This window comes from Micromonospora sp. NPDC049204, from assembly GCF_040647935.1.
GTDB lineage: Bacteria > Actinomycetota > Actinomycetes > Mycobacteriales > Micromonosporaceae > Micromonospora.
Genome location: NZ_JBEZDC010000006.1, coordinates 213,543 through 231,066, shown reverse-complemented (window position 1 = coordinate 231,066; position 17,524 = coordinate 213,543). Strand labels below are relative to the sequence as shown.

The window sequence follows — 17,524 nt, the reverse complement described above, 5'->3', positions numbered from 1 at the left end:
CGCGGGGGCGTGGGGTGCGGGGGCGCGGGGTGCGGGGGCGTGGGGTTAGTCGCTGTCGCTCCGCTGCGCGAAGCGGCCCTAATCGGTAGGAAGTAGGTCTACTTCCGAGTTAGTGCGGGGTGTGGTTGTGTTGGGTGAGGCTTGTGGTGACGCGGACGGTGGTGCCGGCGGTGCTGGTGACGACCTCCATGGCGTCGGTCAGCTCGCGGGCCAGCCAGAGGCCCCAGCCGCCGGCGGTGTCCGTGGTCGGGCGGGTGCGATCGCCCAGTCGCTGCGGGCTGATCCCGTGCCCGTGATCGGCGACCTCGCAGACCAGCAGCTCCGACTCGTGCCAGAGCCGCAGCCAGCCGCGTCCGCCGCCGTGCCGCACCGCGTTGGTGATCAACTCGTTGATCGCGAGCACGAAGTCGTCGAGCCGTTGGCCGGCGAGCCCGGAAGCGTGCGCGCAGGAGGTGACCGAGTGTCGAATCTCGGTCACCTGGGCCTGGTCGAAGGCGTCGGCGATCAGGAGGGCAGGTTCGATGGGCACAACCGTACGCGGTGCGTGCGGATCTGCGTTCGTCATGGGCCCGTCCCGGCGGCGCATCTCGGAGTATTTCGCGGCTTTTCCACCGTACGTCAGGGTTTCCCGAACCGCACTCGCTGCTCGCCGTGCTACCTGTCGGATGTGGCATCGTGACGGCCATGCCGTCGCCGCCAGGTGGATTCGAGGTGCCGCTGTGGCGTGCGCTCGCGGTGTTCAGGCTGGCGTCCCTGGCGTACGTCTGCGCGCTCGCGGTGCGCGACGCCGACCGGTACGCCCACCCGTACGCCGTCGGTGCCCTGGTCCTCGTGATGATGACCTGGACCGGGGCGACCGCGCTCGCGTACGCCCGACCGGCCTGGCGGCGCTGGCCGCTGCTGCTGGCCGATCTCGGCGTGGTGCTGGCCGTCGTGCTGGCCACCCCGTGGGTGGTCGGACGGACGGCGCTCACCCACGGCGTACCCACCATGGGGGTCGCCTGGATGGCCGGCCCGGTGCTGGCCTGGGCCGTCTCCGGCGGCCGACGGCGGGGCACGATCGCGGCACTGCTGGTTGCCGGCGCGGATCTGGCCACCCGGGAGCGGATCGGCCAGTCCTCGTTCACCGGGGTGATCCTCATGCTGCTCGCCGGGGTGGTGGTCGGGCACGTGGCCCGTCTCGCGGCAGGCGCCGAGGAACGACTGCAACGTGCGGTGGAACTGGAGGCCGCCACCCGGGAGCGGGAACGACTGGCCCGGGGGATCCACGACTCGGTGCTCCAGGTGCTGGCGCTGGTCCAGCGGCGGGGCGCTGACCTGCCCGGCGAGGCCGGCGAGCTGGCCCGGCTGGCCGGTGAGCAGGAGGCCGCGTTGCGGGCGCTGATCGCCGGCACCGGTCCGGCCCCCGGTGTGGCCCTGGACGGACCCGACGCCGCCGCGGTGGACCTGCGGACCCTGCTCAGCCGGTACGCCTCGTCGGCGGTGGCGCTCTCCGCCCCGGCCACCCCGGTGCCGCTGCCACGCCGGGTGGCCGGAGAGTTGGCCGCCGCGACCGGCGCGGCGCTGGACAACGTGGGGCGGCACGCCGGCGGACGGGCCTGGGTGCTGATCGAGGACGAGGGGGAGACGGTGACGGTGTCGATCCGCGACGAAGGGCCGGGCATCCCGGACGGCCGACTGGCCGAGGCCGCCGCTCAGGGCCGGCTCGGCGTGACCCAGTCGATCCGGGGCCGGGTGGTCGAGTTGGGCGGGTCCGTGCGGATCGCATCCGCCCCCGAGGCGGGCACCGAGATCGAGCTGACCGTGCCGAGGGCGCAGCGGTGAACGCGACGCGAGTGATGGTGGTCGACGACCATCCGATGTGGCGGGAGGGCGTGGCCCGCGACCTGACCGAGGCCGGATTCCTGGTGGTGGCGACGAGCGGCGAGGGGCGACAGGCCATCCGGGTGGCCGCCGCCGCCCGGCCCGACGTCGTCGTCCTCGACCTGCAACTGCCGGACATCTCCGGCGTCGAGGTGATCCTGGGGCTGCGCGCGGCACTGCCCGACGTGCGGGTGCTGATGCTCAGCGCCAGTGGCGAACAGCAGAGCGTGCTGGACGCGGTCAAGGCGGGGGCCACCGGATACCTGGTGAAGTCGACAGCCCCCGCGGAGTTCCTCGACGCGGTCCGCCGGACCGCGGCCGGCAACGCGGTCTTCACCCCCGGCCTCGCCGGGCTCGTCCTCGGCGAGTACCGCCGGCTGGCCGCCGGGCCGGGGCAGGACCCCGACCCGGCCGGCGGCGGGGAACCGGCAACGCCTCGGCTCACCGACCGGGAGACCGAGGTGCTGCGGCTGGTGGCGAAGGGGATGTCGTACAAGCAGATCGCGCAGCGACTCGGACTGTCGCACCGCACGGTGCAGAACCACGTGCAGAACACCCTGGGCAAGCTGCAACTGCACAACCGGGTCGAGCTGACCCGGTACGCCATCGAACGCGGCCTGGACGACTGACCACGGTCAGACCGAGCGCGGCGGCTCCGTCTCGTGGATGGCCAACTCCTCGGCGGTCGCGCCGCCGCCGGCGGAACCGGCGTCGTACGCCACCGAGTCGGTCTCCTGGTCGGTGTGCGACCCCTCGTCCGGCTCGACCAGCCGACCCACCGTGGCGTCGGCCACCGTGCCGAGCTGACCGTGGTCGTAGAGGGAGACCGGCGAGTTCGGATCCGAGGTGGGTCCCGGGTCCATCACGTCGGCGTCCAGCTGTGCCTCCGCGGCGGCTTCCAGGTTGTCCGCCTCGAAGGCGATCTTCGGGTCGATCGTTCCGGCCAGCGGGTCGTCCGCCGGGCGCTCGTAGACCTCGCGGTCGAGCTTGTAGTCCAACGACTCGCCGTCGAGCTGCTCCTCGGCGGTCGTCCCGAACCGGTCCACCGCCACCGGCGTCCGGTCGCCGGGGAGTTGGGCCGGGTCCGGGCCGTCCGCCTCGCGGCCGGTGAGGACGTCGTCGTTGGCGGTCGAGTCGTCATCGGCGGTGTCGGGCAGACCTTGCGCCTCGGTGTCGGACACGGGGGTCGGGTACTCGTTGTCGCGCATGTCTGATCACTACCCGCTGCCCTCCCGCCATAACCGGAGCACCCGAGGCTGTGCCGTGGTCGAAAGCGGCACCGGAGGCGATAGGCCGCATCAGCTGAGGTGTGCGACCTCGTCCTCGGGGTGCAGCACGCACCACACGACCTTGCCGTCCGGTAGGGCGCTGCTGCCCCAGCGTCGCGCCACCGTGTCGATCAGCAGCAGCCCCCGGCCGCCGACCCGGTTCGGCGGGGACAACCCGGCGAACGTCGGCCGACGCGCCGAGTAGTCGCGCACCGCCAGGTGCAGGGTGCCGTCCTGGGGGGCCAGCCGTACCGTCATCGGGGTCCGTGCGTGCGCCACCACGTTGTTCACCATTTCGGTGATCGCGATGCTGGCCGGGTCGGTCAGCATCTCCATGCCCCAGCGTCGGCAGCCGGTGGTGACCAGGTCACGGGCCTGCCGGGCGGCTCCCACCGCCGGGGCCAGTTCGGCGGTGAGCACCGCCGCCAGCGGTGCCACCGCGACCGAGGCCAACGCCCCGTCCACCGTCGGCCAGGCCGGCACGCCGGCCACCATCGCCGGCCGGGGCGGTGCCCCGGCGTCCACCTGCACGGGCCGGTCGACCGCCGGGTCGCACAGCAGCAGATCCACGGCGGGCCAGTCGGCGACCTCGCGGCGAACGTCGGCGAAGACGGCCCGCCCGATCGGGTCCGCGACCCGCAGCCCGGTCACGTCCGCCACCACCGGGCCCGGTCGGTCCCAGAGACAGGCGAGCAGCGCGCCGCGTACCGCCTCGGCTTCCGCGGCGTCAAGCGTCCCGGTCAGCCGGACCACCGCCGACGAATCGTCGATCTCCACCAGACAGCTCGACATGATCGCCCCATTGTGCGCGCCGACGACCGTTCGCGCATTCGGGCGCTCGATGCCGGTCATCAGGGCGCCAACCGGGATCGACGATTGATCGCCGCCATGGTGCCGACCGCGGTGCCGGCGGCGGCGAGCCCGAACGCGGCGCTCATCCGCACCAGCTGGCGTCGGCGACCGTGCCAGCCGCCGTCCCGGTGGGCCTGCCCGTCGGCGTCGAAGACGTTGCCGTTGCTGTCCACCCGCGCCCCCGGGCCGAACTGCGCGCGGTGGGCGTACCAGCCGAGGGCGCGCTCCACGAGCGCGGGCGCCAGCCGCCACTGCAGGCCGAGCAGGCGGCCCGCGCCGCCGGCGTACGCCTCGCGCCGGGGCCGACGCAGCACCCGGACGATGGTCTCCGCGACCACCTCCGGTGGGTAGATCGGGGGCGGCGGCATCAGTTCCCGACCGCTGTGGTTGGCCGCGTGCCGGAAGAACGGGGTGTCGATGGTGGCCGGTAGCACCGTGCAGACGGAGATCTGACCGCGACCGGTGACCCGCAACTCCTGTCGGACCGTGTCGGCCAGCCCGCGGATGCCGTGCTTGGTGGCGTTGTACGCCGACTGGTACGGCATGGCCACCTCGGCCAGCACCGAGGCGTTGTTGACCAGGACGCCGCCTCCGGCGGCGCCGAGGTACGGAAGGGCGGCCTTGATGCCGTGCACGGCGCCGAGCAGGTTGACCTCCACCACCCGACGGAACTCGGCGATCGGAATCTCGTCGAACAGGCCCACCACGCCGACTCCGGCGTTGTTCACCCAGGCGTCGATGCGACCGAACTCGGCCGCCGCCCGATCGGCCAGCCGCTGCACCGACTCCAGATTGGTCACGTCGGTCGGTACGACGAGCGCCCGGCCGCCCAACTCCTGGCAGCGCAGCGCGACCTGGCGGAGGGCCGCCTCGCTGCGGGCGGCCAGCACGACGGCCGCACCCCGGCGGGCCAACGCGTACGCGGTCGCCGTGCCGATCCCGCTGGACGCGCCAGTGATCACCACGGTCGAATCGTCGAGGCTGCGGGTCAGCGGCATTCCTGAGCGGTACCCCCGCCCGCGCCTGGTCATGCCACCTGTTGATTGTCGATCTTCCGGCTAACGGCGTTTCGTGTGGTCAATGTGCTTGCCGTGGCGCAAGCGTCGGTGGCACTCGCGGGCACTCTTCCCGATCTGCCAGGTTTCGACTCCCGCTCCCGAGGTTAATGGGACGCTCTGAACGGGAGGACCACTGCCGAGGAAAGATCGCAGGGAGGTGACCCATGCGCGTCGGCCTCGTCTGCGCGCACGCCAGCTCATACCGCCACGCCGACGGTCCACCGGTCGGCACCCGGCAACACATCGCACGGGTCGCCGCCGAGTTGGCGGAGCGAGGCCACGACGTACGGCTGTACGAGCGCCGGGACGACCCCGGCCTGCCGGCGACCGTCGACGTCGACGGCTACCAGGTGCTTCAGGTGCCCGCCGGCCCGCCCACCCCACTACCCACCGCGAAACTCATCCCGCACGTGACGGAGTTCGGCCGCTGGTTGGCCGACTCGTGGTCCGGCGCCTGGCGGCCCGAGGTGGTGCACGGGCACTACTGGGTCGGTGGCCTGGCCGCCGCACACGCGGTTCGGGAGACCGACATCCCGGTGGTGCAGACGTTCCACTCGCTCGGCGTCGAGCAGGCACGCCACCTGGGTGGCCACTACGACGGGCCGGGGGAGCGGATCACGCTGGAACGCGCCCTGACCCGGGCCGTCGACATCGCCGTCGCCCAGTCGAACGACGAGGTCGACGAGCTGACCCGGATGGGCCTGCAACGCAGTTCGGTCGCGTTGGTGCCGGCCGGGGTGGACATCGAGCTGTTCCAGCCCGACGGCGAGGCGGCGCCGCGCGAACAGCGGTCCCGCATCCTCTCGGTCGGCTCGCTGTCTCCGGGGCACGGCCAGGAGGACCTGATCCGGGCGATGCGACTGGTCGGTGACGCCGAGCTGGTGATCGCCGGTGGGCCGCCGGCCGACCAACTGGCCAACCATGCCGAGGCGCGGCGTCTGCGCGAACTGGCCGAGCAGGTCGGCGTCGTCGACCAGGTACGGCTCGTCGGAGCGGTGCCGCACGACCAGATGGCCACCTGGTACCGCTCGGCGGACGTGGTCGCCTGCACGCCGCACTACTCCTCCGCGGGGCGGGTCTCGCTGGAGGCGATGGCCTGCGGCGTGCCGGTGATCGGTTACGCGATGGGCGGCCTGGCGGACGCCGTCGTCGACGAGGTCACCGGCCGCCTGGTGCCCCCCGGCGACGTGCGGGCGCTCGGCGTCTCGCTGCGCCGGCTGCTCGCCGACAACGCCGGCCGGTTCGCCTACGGGCACGCCGCGGTGGACCGGGTGCGCAGCAGCTACACCTGGGAGCGCACCGCGGGCGCGTTGGAGCGCCTCTACGAGCGGGTGGTGAGCCGCCGCAAGCCGGTCGAGGCCTGAAGAGGGCGGGTCGGGCGGCCCGGTGTATCAGCCGGACCGCCCGACGACGACCATGGCCTGGTCGCGACGTCGTGCCACCGCGCGTTGCTGCTGCGGCTCGGCGTACCGGGTCAGCCCGATCACCGCGGCCAGGGTGACCAGGAAACCGGCCGCGGCCAGCCACTCCCGGCCGGGCCAGATCTTGTCGTTGAGCAGCAGCAGGCCGACGATCGCGGCCGGCACCGCACCGGCGGCGTCCATCGCGGCGACCGCGGCGGTCGTCGAACCGCGCTGCATGGCCAACCCCAGCAGCAACTGGCCGACGATCGAGTGGGCGATCAGCAGATAGAACAGCGGGTGGGAGAGGAACGCCTCGGCGGACGACGCGGACGCCAGGGGCCGGGCGGCGACCGCCGCCGAGCTGAACGCCAACCCGGCCAGCGAGCCGAGGGCCACCGAGCCGGGTGCCCCGCGCAGCCGGACGGCGAAGACGCCGAGCACCGCGATGACGCCGAGCGCCACCAGCAGGGCGATCGAGCCAGCGGTGCCGAGCTGCTTCGACGGGGCCGGACGGGCGGACAGCACCAGCGCCGTGATCCCGGCGAAGAGCAGGACCAGCAGCACCACCTCCGCCACCGGCAGCCGCCACTTCAACACCAGCACGCCGAGGATGGCGGTCACCCCGAGCCCGGCCGCGACGCTCGCCTGCACCAGGAACAGCGGCAGGTCCCGGCGGGCCAGGAAGGCGAGCACGAACCCGCCGATCTGGCAGCCCAGTCCGATCAGGTACGTCCGGTGCCCGGCGAGACGCAGCAGCAGGCCCGGATCGAAGGTGTGGTGGACCGTGGTGCGGGCCGCGGCCACCGACTGGAGGAGGTTGGCGAAGCCGTACGCGACGATCATCGCCGCGAGAAAACACCAACCGGAGGAGACCACCTGGCGAGGATAGAGGTTGGCGGGGGTCAGCGCTCGGCTGGCCGATCGAGCCGGCTGAGGATGTCGGCGTGCAGCACCCCGTTGGTGGCCACCACGCTGCTGTCGGTGCCCGGCGCGCCGGCCGGAGCCGGTCGACCGAACAGATCCGTGACCGTGCCACCCGCCTCGGTGATGATCGGCACCAGCGCCGCCACGTCCCACAGGGACAGCTCCGGTTCGACCATCACGTCCAGTGCGCCCTCGGCCAGCAGCATGTAGCCGTAGAAGTCGCCGTACGCCCGACTGCGCCACGTCGCCCGCATCAGGTCCAACATCGCGTCGAGCCGCCCGGCGCGCTCCCACCCGTCGAGCGACGAGTAGCAGAAGCTGGCATCCGCGATCCCGTGCACCGCGGACACCCCGATCCGCTCGCCGGTGGCGGCACCGGGACCGGCGTACGCGCCCGCGCCCGCGCTTGCCCACCAGCGCCGGCCCAGCGCCGGTGCGGACACCACGCCGATCGCCGGCCGGTCGCCGTCGTAGAGCGCGATCAGGGAGGCCCAGACCGGCACCCCCCGGACGAAGTTCTTGGTGCCGTCGATCGGGTCGATGATCCACCGTCGGCCGTTCGGGTCGGCGGACGGTTGCGCCCCGAACTCCTCGCCGAGCAGCCCGTCGGTCGGCCGCTGCTCGGCCAGCAGGGCGCGGATCTCCCGCTCCACGGCGGTGTCCGCGTCCGAGACCGGAGTCAGGTCGGGCTTCGCCTCCACCCGCAGGTCGAGCGCGCGGAACCGGGCCATGGCGATGGCGTCGGCCCGGTCGGCGAGCAGGTGGGCGAGGGCGAGGTCGTCGGCGTACCCGGTCATGCCGGCAACCTAGCCGACGCACCTCGGCTCACTCGTCGGGCCCGCGCCGGTCACCCTCGCCGGGCCCGCGCTGGTCGCTCTCGCCGCGCGAGTCACCCTCACCGGCCCGGGAGGCGAGCAACCGGCGGTACGAGGCCAACCGGCGCGGGTCGGCCTTGCCGGCGGCCACCCAGGCGTCCAGCCCGCAGGCGGCCTCGTCGGCCGTGTGCTGGCAGTTGGGCGGACAGTCGACGGTGCCCTCGACCAGGTCCGGGAAGCCGTGCAGCAGGCTGTCGGCCGAGACGTGCGCCAGCCCGAAACTGCGGATCCCGGGGGTGTCGATGATCCAGCCGGGGTCGGTGTCGACGCCGGGCACCGGTGGCAACCGCAGCGCCACCGCGCTGGTGGAGGTGTGCCGGCCCCGGCCGATCGCGCTGACCACGCCGACCGCGCGCAGCGCGTCCGGGACGAGGCGGTTGACGAGTGTCGACTTGCCCACCCCGGAGTGCCCGACCAGCACCGACACCTTGCCGCTGAGCAGCGCGCGAAGCGCCCCCAGGTCGGAGTCGGGACGGTTGAGCACGTACGGCAGCTCCAACTCGGTGTAGTAGCCGAGCACCTCCTCCGGCCCGGCCAGGTCTGCCTTGGTGAGGCAGAGCAGCGGCTCGACGTCCGCGTCGTACGCGGCCACCAGGCAGCGGTCGATGAACCCGGTGCGCGGCGGCGGGTCGGCAAGCGCGCTGACGATCACGAGCTGGTCGGCGTTGGCCACCACCACCCGTTCCAGCCGGCCCTCGGCGGTGGTCTCGTCGTCGTCGGCGGTGCGGCGCAGCACCGAGCGGCGCTCGGCGATGCGGACGATCCGGGCGAGAGCGCCCTCCGCGCCGGAGGTGTCCCCGACCAGGCTGACCCGGTCGCCCACCACCACCGACTTGCGGCCCAGCTCACGGGCGCGCATCGCGGTCACCGTGGGCAGCTCGGCCCCCACCACGCCGCGCTCGGCCCCGGCCAGCACGCACTGGTAGCGCCCCCGGTCGACGGCGATGACGAAGCCGTCCACCGCATCGTTGTGCTGGGGGCGGGTGCGCGTACGCGGGCGCGACGACTTTCCGGGCCGGACCCGTACGTCGTCCTCGTCGTACTCCCGCCGTTTGGTCGCCAGGACCTGTCCTCTTCTCGCGTCAGCTCTTGCCGGTCACCATCGCTGACCATAGTGCCGGGAACTCGGGCATGGTCTTGGAGGTACACCCCACGTCGTCCACCTCGATGCCGGGAACGGCCAGCCCGGCCACCGCGGCGGCGTGCGCCATGCGGTGGTCGTGGTAGGTGCGGAAGGTCCCCCCGCGCAGTGGACGGGGTCGGATCTCCAGCCCGTCCGGCGCTTCGGTGATGTCCGCCCCGAGGGCGGTGAACTCGGCCGCGAGCGCGCTCAGGCGGTCGGTCTCGTGGCCCCGGATGTGCCCGACGCCGGTGAGCACCGACGGCGAGTCGGCGAGCATGGCCAGCGCGGTCAGCACCGGCGTCAGCTCGCTGACGTCGGAGAGGTCGGCGGTCAGGCCGTGCACCACGCCGGTGCCCCGCACGGTCAGCCCGGCGGTGGAGAGGGTGACCTCGGCGCCCATCCGGTGCAGCAACGAGCGGAGTTGCTCGACCGGTTGGGCGCTGCTGTGCGGCCAGCCCTGCAGGGTCACCTCGCCGCCGGTGACCAGGGCGGCGGCGAAGAACGGCACCGCGCCGGAGAGGTCCGGCTCGATCTCCCAACCGCGCCCGGTGAGCGGGCCGGGCTCGACGGTCCACACGTCGGGGGTGCTGTCGTCGACGGCCGCGCCGGCGGCCCGCAGCATCCGCACGGTCATCCGCAGGTGCGGCGCGGAGGGCACCGGCGGGCCGACGTGGCGCACCACCACACCCCGGTCGAAGCGAGGGGCGGCCAGCAACAACGCGGAGACGAACTGGCTGGACACGGACGCGTCGATCACCACCTCGCCGCCGGTGACCCCACCGGTGCCGAAGACGGTCAGCGGCAGGCTGCCCGTGCCGGTGACGTCGATCCGGACACCCAGCGAGCGCAGTGCGCCGACCAGTGGGCCGAGCGGCCGGGTGCGAACGTAGGGGTCGCCGTCGAAGGTGACCGGCCCGTCGGCCAGCCCGGCCACCGGCGGCACGAACCGCATCACGGTGCCGGCCAGGCCCACGTCGACGTGGGCGGGGCCGCTCAGCGGGTGCGGCCGGACCAGCCAGCGCTCGTCGTCGCTGATCGACACGTGCGCGCCCATCGCGCGCAGGCCGGCGGCCATCAACTCGGTGTCGCGGGCTCGCAGCGGCTCGGCAAGCGTCGACGGTCCGGCGGCCAACGTGCTGAGCACCAGGGCACGCGCGGTCATCGATTTGGACCCGGGCAGGCGCAGCGTCGCCGCCACCGGGTTGGACGCGGTCGGTGCGCTCCACGGCTGTGGCGGCCGGGTCGCGGTCAGATTCCCCACGGTTACATTCTGCCGCGTCGACCGCCCGCTGGCGGGAGGCGGTGGTCGTACTCCCGGTTGGCGGGACAGCCGGCGGGGCGCTGACGCGTTAGCGTGTGGTCCATGTGCGGCAGGTACGCGACGACCAGGAGTTCCGGGGAGCTGAGCGCGCTGTTCGAGTCGTCCGACGACACCGACGGCCTGCTCCGACCGGATCACAACGTCGCGCCGACCGACCCGGTGCCGCTGGTCCGGGTCAGCCCCGAGGGGCACCGCAGCCTCTGCGTCGGTCGCTGGGGTCTGCTGCCGCACTGGTCCCGCTCTCCCGCCGGGGCGGCCCGCATGATCAACGCGCGGGCCGAGACGGTGGCCACCAGTCGGGCGTACGCCGGGTCGTTCGCCCGTCGCCGCTGCCTGATCCCGGCGGACGGCTGGTACGAGTGGGTCCGTCGGCCCGACGGTGGGCGACAGGCCTACTACCTGACGCCCGCCGACGGCTCCGTGCTCGCCCTGGCCGGCATCTGGTCGGTCTGGCAGTCCGAGGCCGAGACCCGGCTCACCTTCAGTGTGCTGACCACCGCGGCGCTTGGCGACCTGGCCGAGGTGCACGACCGGATGCCGGTGTTGCTGTCTCCCGAGCACTGGGCGTCGTGGTTGGCGCCGACCGACGAGCCGGAGCGGTTGCTGACCCCGGCGTCGGCCGAGTGGCTCGCCGGGTTGGAAATCCGGCCGGTCGGGGCGGCGGTGGGCGACGTCCGCAACGACGGGCCGCAATTGACCGCCCGGGTGCCGGTGGAGCCGTCGGTGCGACCGCAGGAGCTGACCCTGTTCTGAGACCGACCGCCGCACATCGTCAAGCGCCGATTTGCCAGGGTTGCGCGCGATTCGTCTCCTGGCCGTTCAGTCATGTTCCCGGCAGACCCTTGTCCCGGCGTTGTGAAGTGCGATAGAACACAGCGCCGGTAGTGGCTGTCGATTCGCACGGGGCGGACGACGTCCACCGATCTTGCCGGTCCCACGGGGGAGGTGGGTGGATGACACGGGCGCGTATGCCTCGCCCGCACGAGGTTGCTGCGGCGCGGCGAGATCCGCGACTGCTGAAGGCCGTGCGGGAACGGCAACAGGATGACGCGTGGCGCACCAGAGGCACATGCCAGAGCGTCGATCCGGAGACATTCTTTCCGGCACCGAACGAACCGGCGGACGCCGCCGTCGCACTGTGCCGCAGTTGCGACGTGCAGGGGTCCTGCCTGGCCTGGGCGCTGGACGTCGGTGACTGCCACGGCGTGTGGGGTGCCACGACACCTCGCGAGCGGCGGGCGATGCTTGTCGCCTGGCGTGGCGAGGTCGAGCCGGACCCGGACGCCGTCGACGACGCCGGCCCGCCGGTACGGGATCGGCTGCTCACTCTGGTCCCGTTGAGCTGATCGGTTCACCCGGCCCGCACCCGTCGCCGGTCCGGCGGCGCAGAATGGGTCGGTGCTGCCCAGCGACGAGATCGACACACCGCGCGGTTCGGCGCGGATCGACACCGACCTGCCGTCCCGCCCGGCCACCGCCCTGCTGGTGCTCGGGCACGGCGCGGGCGGCAGCGTCGATGCCCCCGACCTGCTCGCGGTCCGGGACGCGGCGGTCGGGGCCGGCTTGGTGGTGGCGCGGGTGACCCAGCCCTACCGGGTCGCCGGTCGACGTGCGCCGGCACCGGCAGGTCATCTCGACGAGGCCTGGACGGCGGTGCTCGCCGTGCTGCGGGAGCGGCACGCCGACGTGCCGACGATTCTGGTCGGTGGCCGTTCCAGTGGCGCTCGGGTGGCCTGCCGCACGGCCCGTGCGGTGGGTGCGGCCGGTGTGGTCGCGTTGGCCTTTCCGCTGCACCCACCCGGGCGGCCGGAGCGCTCGCGGGCCGCTGAACTGGACACCGGCCTGCCGACGCTTGTCGTCAACGGTGACCGGGACCCGTTCGGGACACCGGAGCCGGGGCCGACCGTGCAGGTGGTGAGTCGTCCCGGGGAGACGCACGACCTGCGACGGGATCCGGCCGGCACCGCTGACCTCGTCCGGGTCTGGTTGCACGCCCAGGGCTGGGCGCCCACCTGATCCCGGCTCGCCCGCGCGACCGTTTCCGGTGCCGGGCGCGGGTCGTTGCATCCGATGGTGCCGCCGGCCCGATCCGGACCGGTGACACCAGTCCTCCCAGGCCCTTCCTGGTCCCAGCGCCGGCCGCCGTCGGGGCCGGGACCAGGAACGGGAGGCCAGCCGGAATGCCCCAGTGGTCATCTCGCGTTACTAACCCCCGGAAGACTTTTCTGCGAGGGGGGTGACCGGTGCCGACCGAGACACGAAGCCTGGAACGGGACGAGCGGGACGCCCGGCAGCTGAAGCGGCTGCTGGATGGCCCGGAGTGGCCCGCGACGGCGGGACCGGGCGGGGCGGGTGCGGTGAGCACAGGCACACCGGCGGGAAGTGAATCTGCGGGCAGGTCCGTGCGCGTATCCTCGGCGGGAAAGCATCCGACGCGAGGGGATGTGCGGTTGACCACCGAGAAGACGGACGAGCGCAGGGCCCGGTTCGAGCGGGACGCGATGCCATTCGTCGATCAGCTCTACGCTGCTGGGCTGCGGATGACACGCAACCCGGCGGATGCCGAAGACCTGGTCCAGGAGACGTACCTGAAGGCGTACGCGGCCTTCCACCAGTTCGAGCAGGGCACGAACCTGAAGGCCTGGCTCTACCGGATCCTGACCAACACCTACATCAACTCCTACCGCAAGCGGCAGCGCCAGCCGATCCAGGCGCCCACCGAGGAGATCACCGACTGGCAGCTCGCCGAGGCCGAGTCGCACACCTCCAGTGGGTTGCGCTCCGCCGAGACCGAGGCACTGGACCGGCTGCCGGACAGCGACGTCAAGGAGGCCCTCCAGCAGTTGCCGGAGGAGTTCCGCCTGGCTGTCTACCTCACCGATGTCGAGGGCTTCTCCTACAAGGAGGTCGCCGACATCATGGGTACGCCGATCGGCACGGTGATGTCGCGTCTGCACCGGGGCCGTCGTAATCTGCGCAAGTTGCTTGAGCGCTACGCCGGGGAGCGGGGCTTCAGTGCGGCCCGCTCGTCCAAGGGCTCGACCGCTGCCGCCGGCCGGGAGGTGTGACGTGAGCTGTGGGGAGCCGCACGAGACGGATTGCCGCGAGGTGCTCGCGGAGGTCTACCTCTACCTGGATCTGGAGTGCGCCGACGAGCGGCGCTCGCTGATCCGGCACCACCTGGACGAGTGCGGGCCGTGCCTGCGTGAGTACGGGCTCGAGCAGGAGGTACGGGCGTTGGTGGCTCGGTGCTGCGGCAACGAGACCGCCCCGGACGAGCTGCGTGAGCGGCTGCGGGTCAAGCTCACCGAGCTGGTGGTCTTCGAGACCAGTGATTCGCGCGAGTTGGCCGACTGAGCGTCGGCAGAGCACAGCGTAAGACCGGTGGCCCGGGTCGTTGTCGACCCGGGCCACCGGTGTACCCGGCGTCGGCCGGGTCGAGCTGAGCGGTGACGGGCCGCCGGCCCGTCGACCCGTTCAGGAGTTGGGACGCTTGCCGTGGTTCGCGGCGCTCTTCTTACGAGCCTTCTTCTTGCGGGACTTCTTCGCCATGCTGACCTCCTCGTGATGGGGGCGGATCCGTGCTGCCCACGACCTCGGCGTCGGTGCACCCACCGACGGCCCGGCATCGGGTCCGACCCGCTGATGGTAGTGCGGTCGACACCTGCCGCCTTTCCCCGGGGCGGGTGCGTCATCCCGGCCGTGCCGCTGCGCGCCCACCGGCGGACGTCGCATGATTGGATACGTCGGCAGGCACATCGCGAAAAGGGAGGGCCCGGACATGGCCGAGGAGATCCGCGCCGAGATGGTGGCGAACGTCTGGAAGGTCGTCGCCTCGGCAGGTGACACCGTGGCCGAGGGCGACACCCTGGTGATCCTCGAGTCGATGAAGATGGAGATCCCCGTCCTCGCCGAGTCCGACGGTGTGCTCGAGCAGCTGGCGGTGCACGAGGGTGACGTCGTACAGGACGGTGACCTGATCGCGGTGATTGCTTGAGCGGGCTGCGGGTCCGTTCGGCCGAGCCGGCCGACTTTCCGGCGGTGGCCCGGTTGACCGTGGCCGCGTACGAGGCGGACGGCCAGCTCAAGGGCGAACACGGGTACGGCGAGGTGCTGGCCGACGTGTCGACCCGGGCCGTCAGCGGTGAGGTGCTGGTCGCGGTCGACGAGGTGACCGAGGCGGTGCTCGGGTCGGTGACCTTCGTGCTGCCGGGCACCCCGTTCGCCGAGCTGTCCGGGCCGGGCGAGGCGGAGTTCCGGATGCTCGCGGTCGACCCGGGCGCTCAGGGTCGGGGTGTCGGCGCGGCACTCGCGCAGGCGTGCGTGGCACGCGCCGTCGAGTTGGGTTGCACGGCGGTGGTGATCTGCGTCCGGGCCGGAATGGCCGATTCGGCGCACCGGCTCTACTCGCGGCTCGGGTTCGTCCGGGCACCGGAGAAGGACTGGGCTCCGGCGGTGGGCGTCGACCTGCTCGGTCTGCGGCTGGTCCTGACACGCGGCTGAGCCGCCCGACCGGTCAGCCCTGGCCGGCGGCGGGTCCGTCGTGGTCGCTCGCGTCGGGGTCGGTGCCGATGGCGGCGAGCAACTCGTCGGCCACCTCCAGGGCGAGCTTGCGGCGTTCGTCGTCGCTGATGTGCGGTGCGCGGACCGCGAACCAGCTCGTGTGCACCGCGAAGATCGACAGCGCGGCGCGCAGTTGGGCGGCGGGGGACTCGTCGCCCCGGCACAGCGCGTCGGCCAGGTCCAACATCCGACCGCGCATCTGTTGGCCGGCGGAGAGACTCTTCAGCGCGGTCTGGTTCTGCTCGAAGAAACGCATCACCGACGGCTGCGCGCCGTCGAACATCGTGTCCGCGTACCGGGAGATCAGCTCGCGGCGGGTGGCCAGCGTGGCGGGCTGCGTCGCGGCCCAGGCGTTCAGCTCGTCCATCCGGTCCAGCCGGTCCTCGACGAAGCTGGCGACGATGTCGTCCTTGCTCTTGAAGTGGTAGTAGAGCGCGGCCTTGGTGACGTTGAGACGCTCGGCGATCTCCCGCAGCGAGGTCTTCTCGTACCCCTGCTCGGTGAAGAGTTCGAGCGCGACGGCCTTGATCCGCTCCCGCGTCCCGCCTGTGCTCTCCCTCACTCACGCACTCCTAATCGCTTGACCGTGGCTTCCTACCCAACTTACCGTGCGGCTAGTAAGGTGACTAGCCGGGCGGCAAGTAAGTACGACATTCCTCGGGGGGAGCTTACCTATGACTCAAGCAACACAGACCGGCGTACGACCCAACAACATCCGGGTCGTGCTGTTCGGGCTGATGATCGCGATGATGCTCGCGATGCTCGACAACATGATCGTCAGCACCGCGTTACCGCGGATCGTCGGCGAGTTCGGCGGCCTCAACCACTTCACCTGGGTGGTTACCGCGTACGTCCTGGGCACCACCGTGTCCACCCCGATCTGGGGCAAGCTCGGTGACCTCTACGGCCGCAAGTCGGTCTTCCTGACCTCGGTCATCATGTTCCTCGTCGGCTCCGCCCTCTGCGGCATGGCCGGCTCCGGGATGCTCGGCGGCCCGGAGGACGGCATGGTCCAGCTCATCGCCTTCCGTGCCGTGCAGGGCCTCGGCGCCGGTGGGCTCATGGTCGGCGTGATGGCGATCATCGGTGACCTGGTCCCGCCCCGCGAGCGTGGGCGCTACCAGGGCATGATCGCCGGCATCATGGCCATCGCCATGGTCGCCGGTCCGCTGGCCGGTGGCTTCATCACCGACCACCTCTCCTGGCGGTGGGCGTTCTACGTGAACCTGCCGCTGGGCGGGATCGCGCTGCTCGTGCTGATCACCACGATGCACCTGCCGAAGTACCGCACCGAGCACCGGATCGACTGGCTCGGCGCCGGGCTGCTCTCGGTCGGCATCACCGCAATCGTGCTCATCACCACCTGGGGCGGCAACGAGTACGACTGGACGTCGCCGCAGATCCTCGGCCTGGCCGTACTGGCCGTTGTCGCGTTGGCGGCGTTCGGCCTGGTGGAGCGCCGGGTCCAGGAGCCCATCCTGCCGTTGGCGCTCTTCGCGAACCGTAACTTCGCGCTGATCTCGGTGATCGGCTTCCTGCTCGGCTTCGCGATGTTCGGCGCGATGAACTTCCTGCCGCTCTACCAGCAGACCGTGCAGGGGGCGTCGGCGACCAACAGCGGTCTGCTGCTGCTGCCCCTGATGTTCGGCATGCTCGTGGTCTCGCTTGTCATCGGCCGGGCGATCACCCGTAACGGCAGGTACCGGGCGTACCCGATCATCGGTGGCGTCGCGATGACCGCGGGCATGGGGCTGCTGTCCATGCTCGACACCAACACCAGCAAGCTGATGTCGTCGCTGTACATGGTCGTGCTCGGCGTCGGCATGGGCTTCCTGATGCAGACGACGATGCTGATCGCGCAGAACAGCGTCGAGCAGAAGGATCTCGGCGCGGCCAGTGGCGCGGCGACGTTCTTCCGGTCGATCGGCGGCTCGTTCGGCATCTCGCTCTTCGGCGCGATCTTCGCCAACCGGCTGGCCAGCTCCGAGGGCGGTCGAGCCTTCGGCGGCGAGTCCGGTGGTGCCGGGATGGACCTGGAGAAGCTCAAGGACCTGCCCGCCCAGGCGCGTGAGCTGGTGCTCGGTGGTCTCTCCGACGCGATCTCGCACGTGTTCCTCTGGGCGGTGGTGTTCACCATCGCGATCCCGGTGCTCGCCTGGTTCATCAAGGAGATCCCGCTGCGCACCGCCAACGAGGCGCCGCCGCAGGCCACTCCGGAGGAGGAGGCCGAGGTCGCCCTCGGCAAGGCAGCCCCGGTCGCCTGACCCACACCGT

At 72.0% G+C, this 17,524-nt stretch carries 19 protein-coding genes and 1 pseudogene; 11 read left to right on the top strand and 9 right to left on the bottom strand.

Annotation, left to right across the window (positions count from 1 at the left end):
- Window positions 1-109: 109 nt before the first annotated feature.
- Window positions 110-565 carry an ATP-binding protein gene (locus AB0A90_RS14415; protein ID WP_357246701.1) on the bottom strand — a complete coding sequence of 152 codons (456 nt, stop codon included), beginning with the start codon at window positions 563-565 and terminating at the stop codon, window positions 110-112.
- Between the two features lie 119 nt (window positions 566-684).
- Here AB0A90_RS14415 and AB0A90_RS14410 point away from each other — a divergent pair, with 119 nt between their 5' ends.
- Window positions 685-1,824, top strand: coding sequence for a DUF5931 domain-containing protein (locus AB0A90_RS14410; RefSeq protein ID WP_357246699.1), 1,140 nt, complete (start codon window positions 685-687; stop codon window positions 1,822-1,824).
- 14 nt (window positions 1,825-1,838) lie between these two features.
- Window positions 1,839-2,492, top strand: coding sequence for a response regulator transcription factor (locus AB0A90_RS14405; RefSeq protein WP_357247169.1), 654 nt, complete (start codon window positions 1,839-1,841; stop codon window positions 2,490-2,492).
- A gap of 6 nt (window positions 2,493-2,498) precedes the next feature.
- On the opposite strand, the gene AB0A90_RS14400 is transcribed toward AB0A90_RS14405, so the two are convergent.
- The 3 genes from AB0A90_RS14400 to AB0A90_RS14390 form a co-directional block, all read right to left on the bottom strand.
- Window positions 2,499-3,071, bottom strand: coding sequence for a DUF5709 domain-containing protein (locus AB0A90_RS14400; protein WP_112583682.1), 573 nt, complete (start codon window positions 3,069-3,071; stop codon window positions 2,499-2,501).
- Window positions 3,072-3,161: 90 nt separating this feature from the next.
- The gene (locus tag AB0A90_RS14395; RefSeq protein WP_357246695.1) at window positions 3,162-3,923 is read right to left on the bottom strand and encodes an ATP-binding protein; all 762 of its coding nucleotides are present in this window, start codon (window positions 3,921-3,923) and stop codon (window positions 3,162-3,164) included.
- A gap of 59 nt (window positions 3,924-3,982) precedes the next feature.
- Window positions 3,983-4,981, bottom strand: a complete 999-nt coding sequence (locus AB0A90_RS14390; RefSeq protein ID WP_357246693.1) for an SDR family oxidoreductase — start codon at window positions 4,979-4,981, stop codon at window positions 3,983-3,985.
- A 224-nt stretch (window positions 4,982-5,205) separates the two neighbouring features.
- On the opposite strand from AB0A90_RS14390, the gene AB0A90_RS14385 reads away from it, so the two are divergent.
- A complete protein-coding gene (locus AB0A90_RS14385; RefSeq protein WP_357246690.1) occupies window positions 5,206-6,405 on the top strand; it encodes a glycosyltransferase in 1,200 nt (399 codons plus the stop codon).
- Window positions 6,406-6,432: 27 nt separating this feature from the next.
- Here the strand turns inward: AB0A90_RS14385 and AB0A90_RS14380 are convergent, their stop codons facing one another.
- From AB0A90_RS14380 to aroA, 4 genes are all read right to left on the bottom strand, one after another.
- Window positions 6,433-7,320 (bottom strand): hypothetical protein, encoded by an 888-nt coding sequence (locus tag AB0A90_RS14380; RefSeq protein WP_357246687.1) that lies wholly within the window; start codon window positions 7,318-7,320, stop codon window positions 6,433-6,435.
- A 26-nt stretch (window positions 7,321-7,346) separates the two neighbouring features.
- Window positions 7,347-8,165: a histidinol-phosphatase gene (gene hisN, locus AB0A90_RS14375; protein ID WP_357246684.1), complete on the bottom strand. Its 819-nt coding sequence runs from the start codon at window positions 8,163-8,165 to the stop codon at window positions 7,347-7,349.
- Between the two features lie 28 nt (window positions 8,166-8,193).
- Entirely contained in the window at window positions 8,194-9,204 is a 1,011-nt protein-coding gene (rsgA, locus tag AB0A90_RS14370; protein ID WP_357246681.1) for a ribosome small subunit-dependent GTPase A, read from the bottom strand.
- Window positions 9,205-9,325: 121 nt separating this feature from the next.
- A complete protein-coding gene (gene aroA / locus AB0A90_RS14365) occupies window positions 9,326-10,627 on the bottom strand; it encodes a 3-phosphoshikimate 1-carboxyvinyltransferase (RefSeq protein WP_357246678.1) in 1,302 nt (433 codons plus the stop codon).
- A gap of 102 nt (window positions 10,628-10,729) precedes the next feature.
- On the opposite strand from aroA, the gene AB0A90_RS14360 reads away from it, so the two are divergent.
- The 7 genes from AB0A90_RS14360 (at window position 10,730) to AB0A90_RS14330 (ending at window position 15,190) form a co-directional block, all read left to right on the top strand.
- Window positions 10,730-11,440 (top strand): SOS response-associated peptidase, encoded by a 711-nt coding sequence (locus AB0A90_RS14360; protein WP_357246675.1) that lies wholly within the window; start codon window positions 10,730-10,732, stop codon window positions 11,438-11,440.
- A 200-nt stretch (window positions 11,441-11,640) separates the two neighbouring features.
- Entirely contained in the window at window positions 11,641-12,033 is a 393-nt protein-coding gene (locus AB0A90_RS14355; RefSeq protein WP_357246673.1) for a WhiB family transcriptional regulator, read from the top strand.
- A gap of 52 nt (window positions 12,034-12,085) precedes the next feature.
- Window positions 12,086-12,703 (top strand): alpha/beta family hydrolase, encoded by a 618-nt coding sequence (locus AB0A90_RS14350; protein ID WP_357246670.1) that lies wholly within the window; start codon window positions 12,086-12,088, stop codon window positions 12,701-12,703.
- A gap of 227 nt (window positions 12,704-12,930) precedes the next feature.
- A complete protein-coding gene (locus AB0A90_RS14345; protein ID WP_357246667.1) occupies window positions 12,931-13,755 on the top strand; it encodes a sigma-70 family RNA polymerase sigma factor in 825 nt (274 codons plus the stop codon).
- Between the two features lies 1 nt (window position 13,756).
- Entirely contained in the window at window positions 13,757-14,044 is a 288-nt protein-coding gene (gene rsrA, locus AB0A90_RS14340) for a mycothiol system anti-sigma-R factor (protein WP_030336658.1), read from the top strand.
- A 424-nt stretch (window positions 14,045-14,468) separates the two neighbouring features.
- On the top strand, window positions 14,469-14,684 hold the full coding sequence (locus AB0A90_RS14335; protein ID WP_357246664.1) for a biotin/lipoyl-binding carrier protein: 216 nt from the start codon (window positions 14,469-14,471) through the stop codon (window positions 14,682-14,684).
- On the top strand, window positions 14,681-15,190 hold the full coding sequence (locus tag AB0A90_RS14330; protein WP_357246661.1) for a GNAT family N-acetyltransferase: 510 nt from the start codon (window positions 14,681-14,683) through the stop codon (window positions 15,188-15,190). Before AB0A90_RS14335 ends, AB0A90_RS14330 begins: the two co-directional genes overlap by 4 nt.
- Here AB0A90_RS14330 and AB0A90_RS14325 read toward each other — a convergent pair.
- Window positions 15,123-15,812: pseudogene (locus tag AB0A90_RS14325) on the bottom strand (TetR/AcrR family transcriptional regulator); the annotation flags it as partial. The gene AB0A90_RS14330 and the pseudogene AB0A90_RS14325 sit on opposite strands and share 68 nt — an antisense overlap.
- Window positions 15,813-15,924: 112 nt before the next feature.
- On the opposite strand from AB0A90_RS14325, the gene AB0A90_RS14320 reads away from it, so the two are divergent.
- Window positions 15,925-17,514, top strand: a complete 1,590-nt coding sequence (locus AB0A90_RS14320) for an MDR family MFS transporter (protein WP_357246658.1) — start codon at window positions 15,925-15,927, stop codon at window positions 17,512-17,514.
- Window positions 17,515-17,524 lie beyond the last annotated feature (10 nt).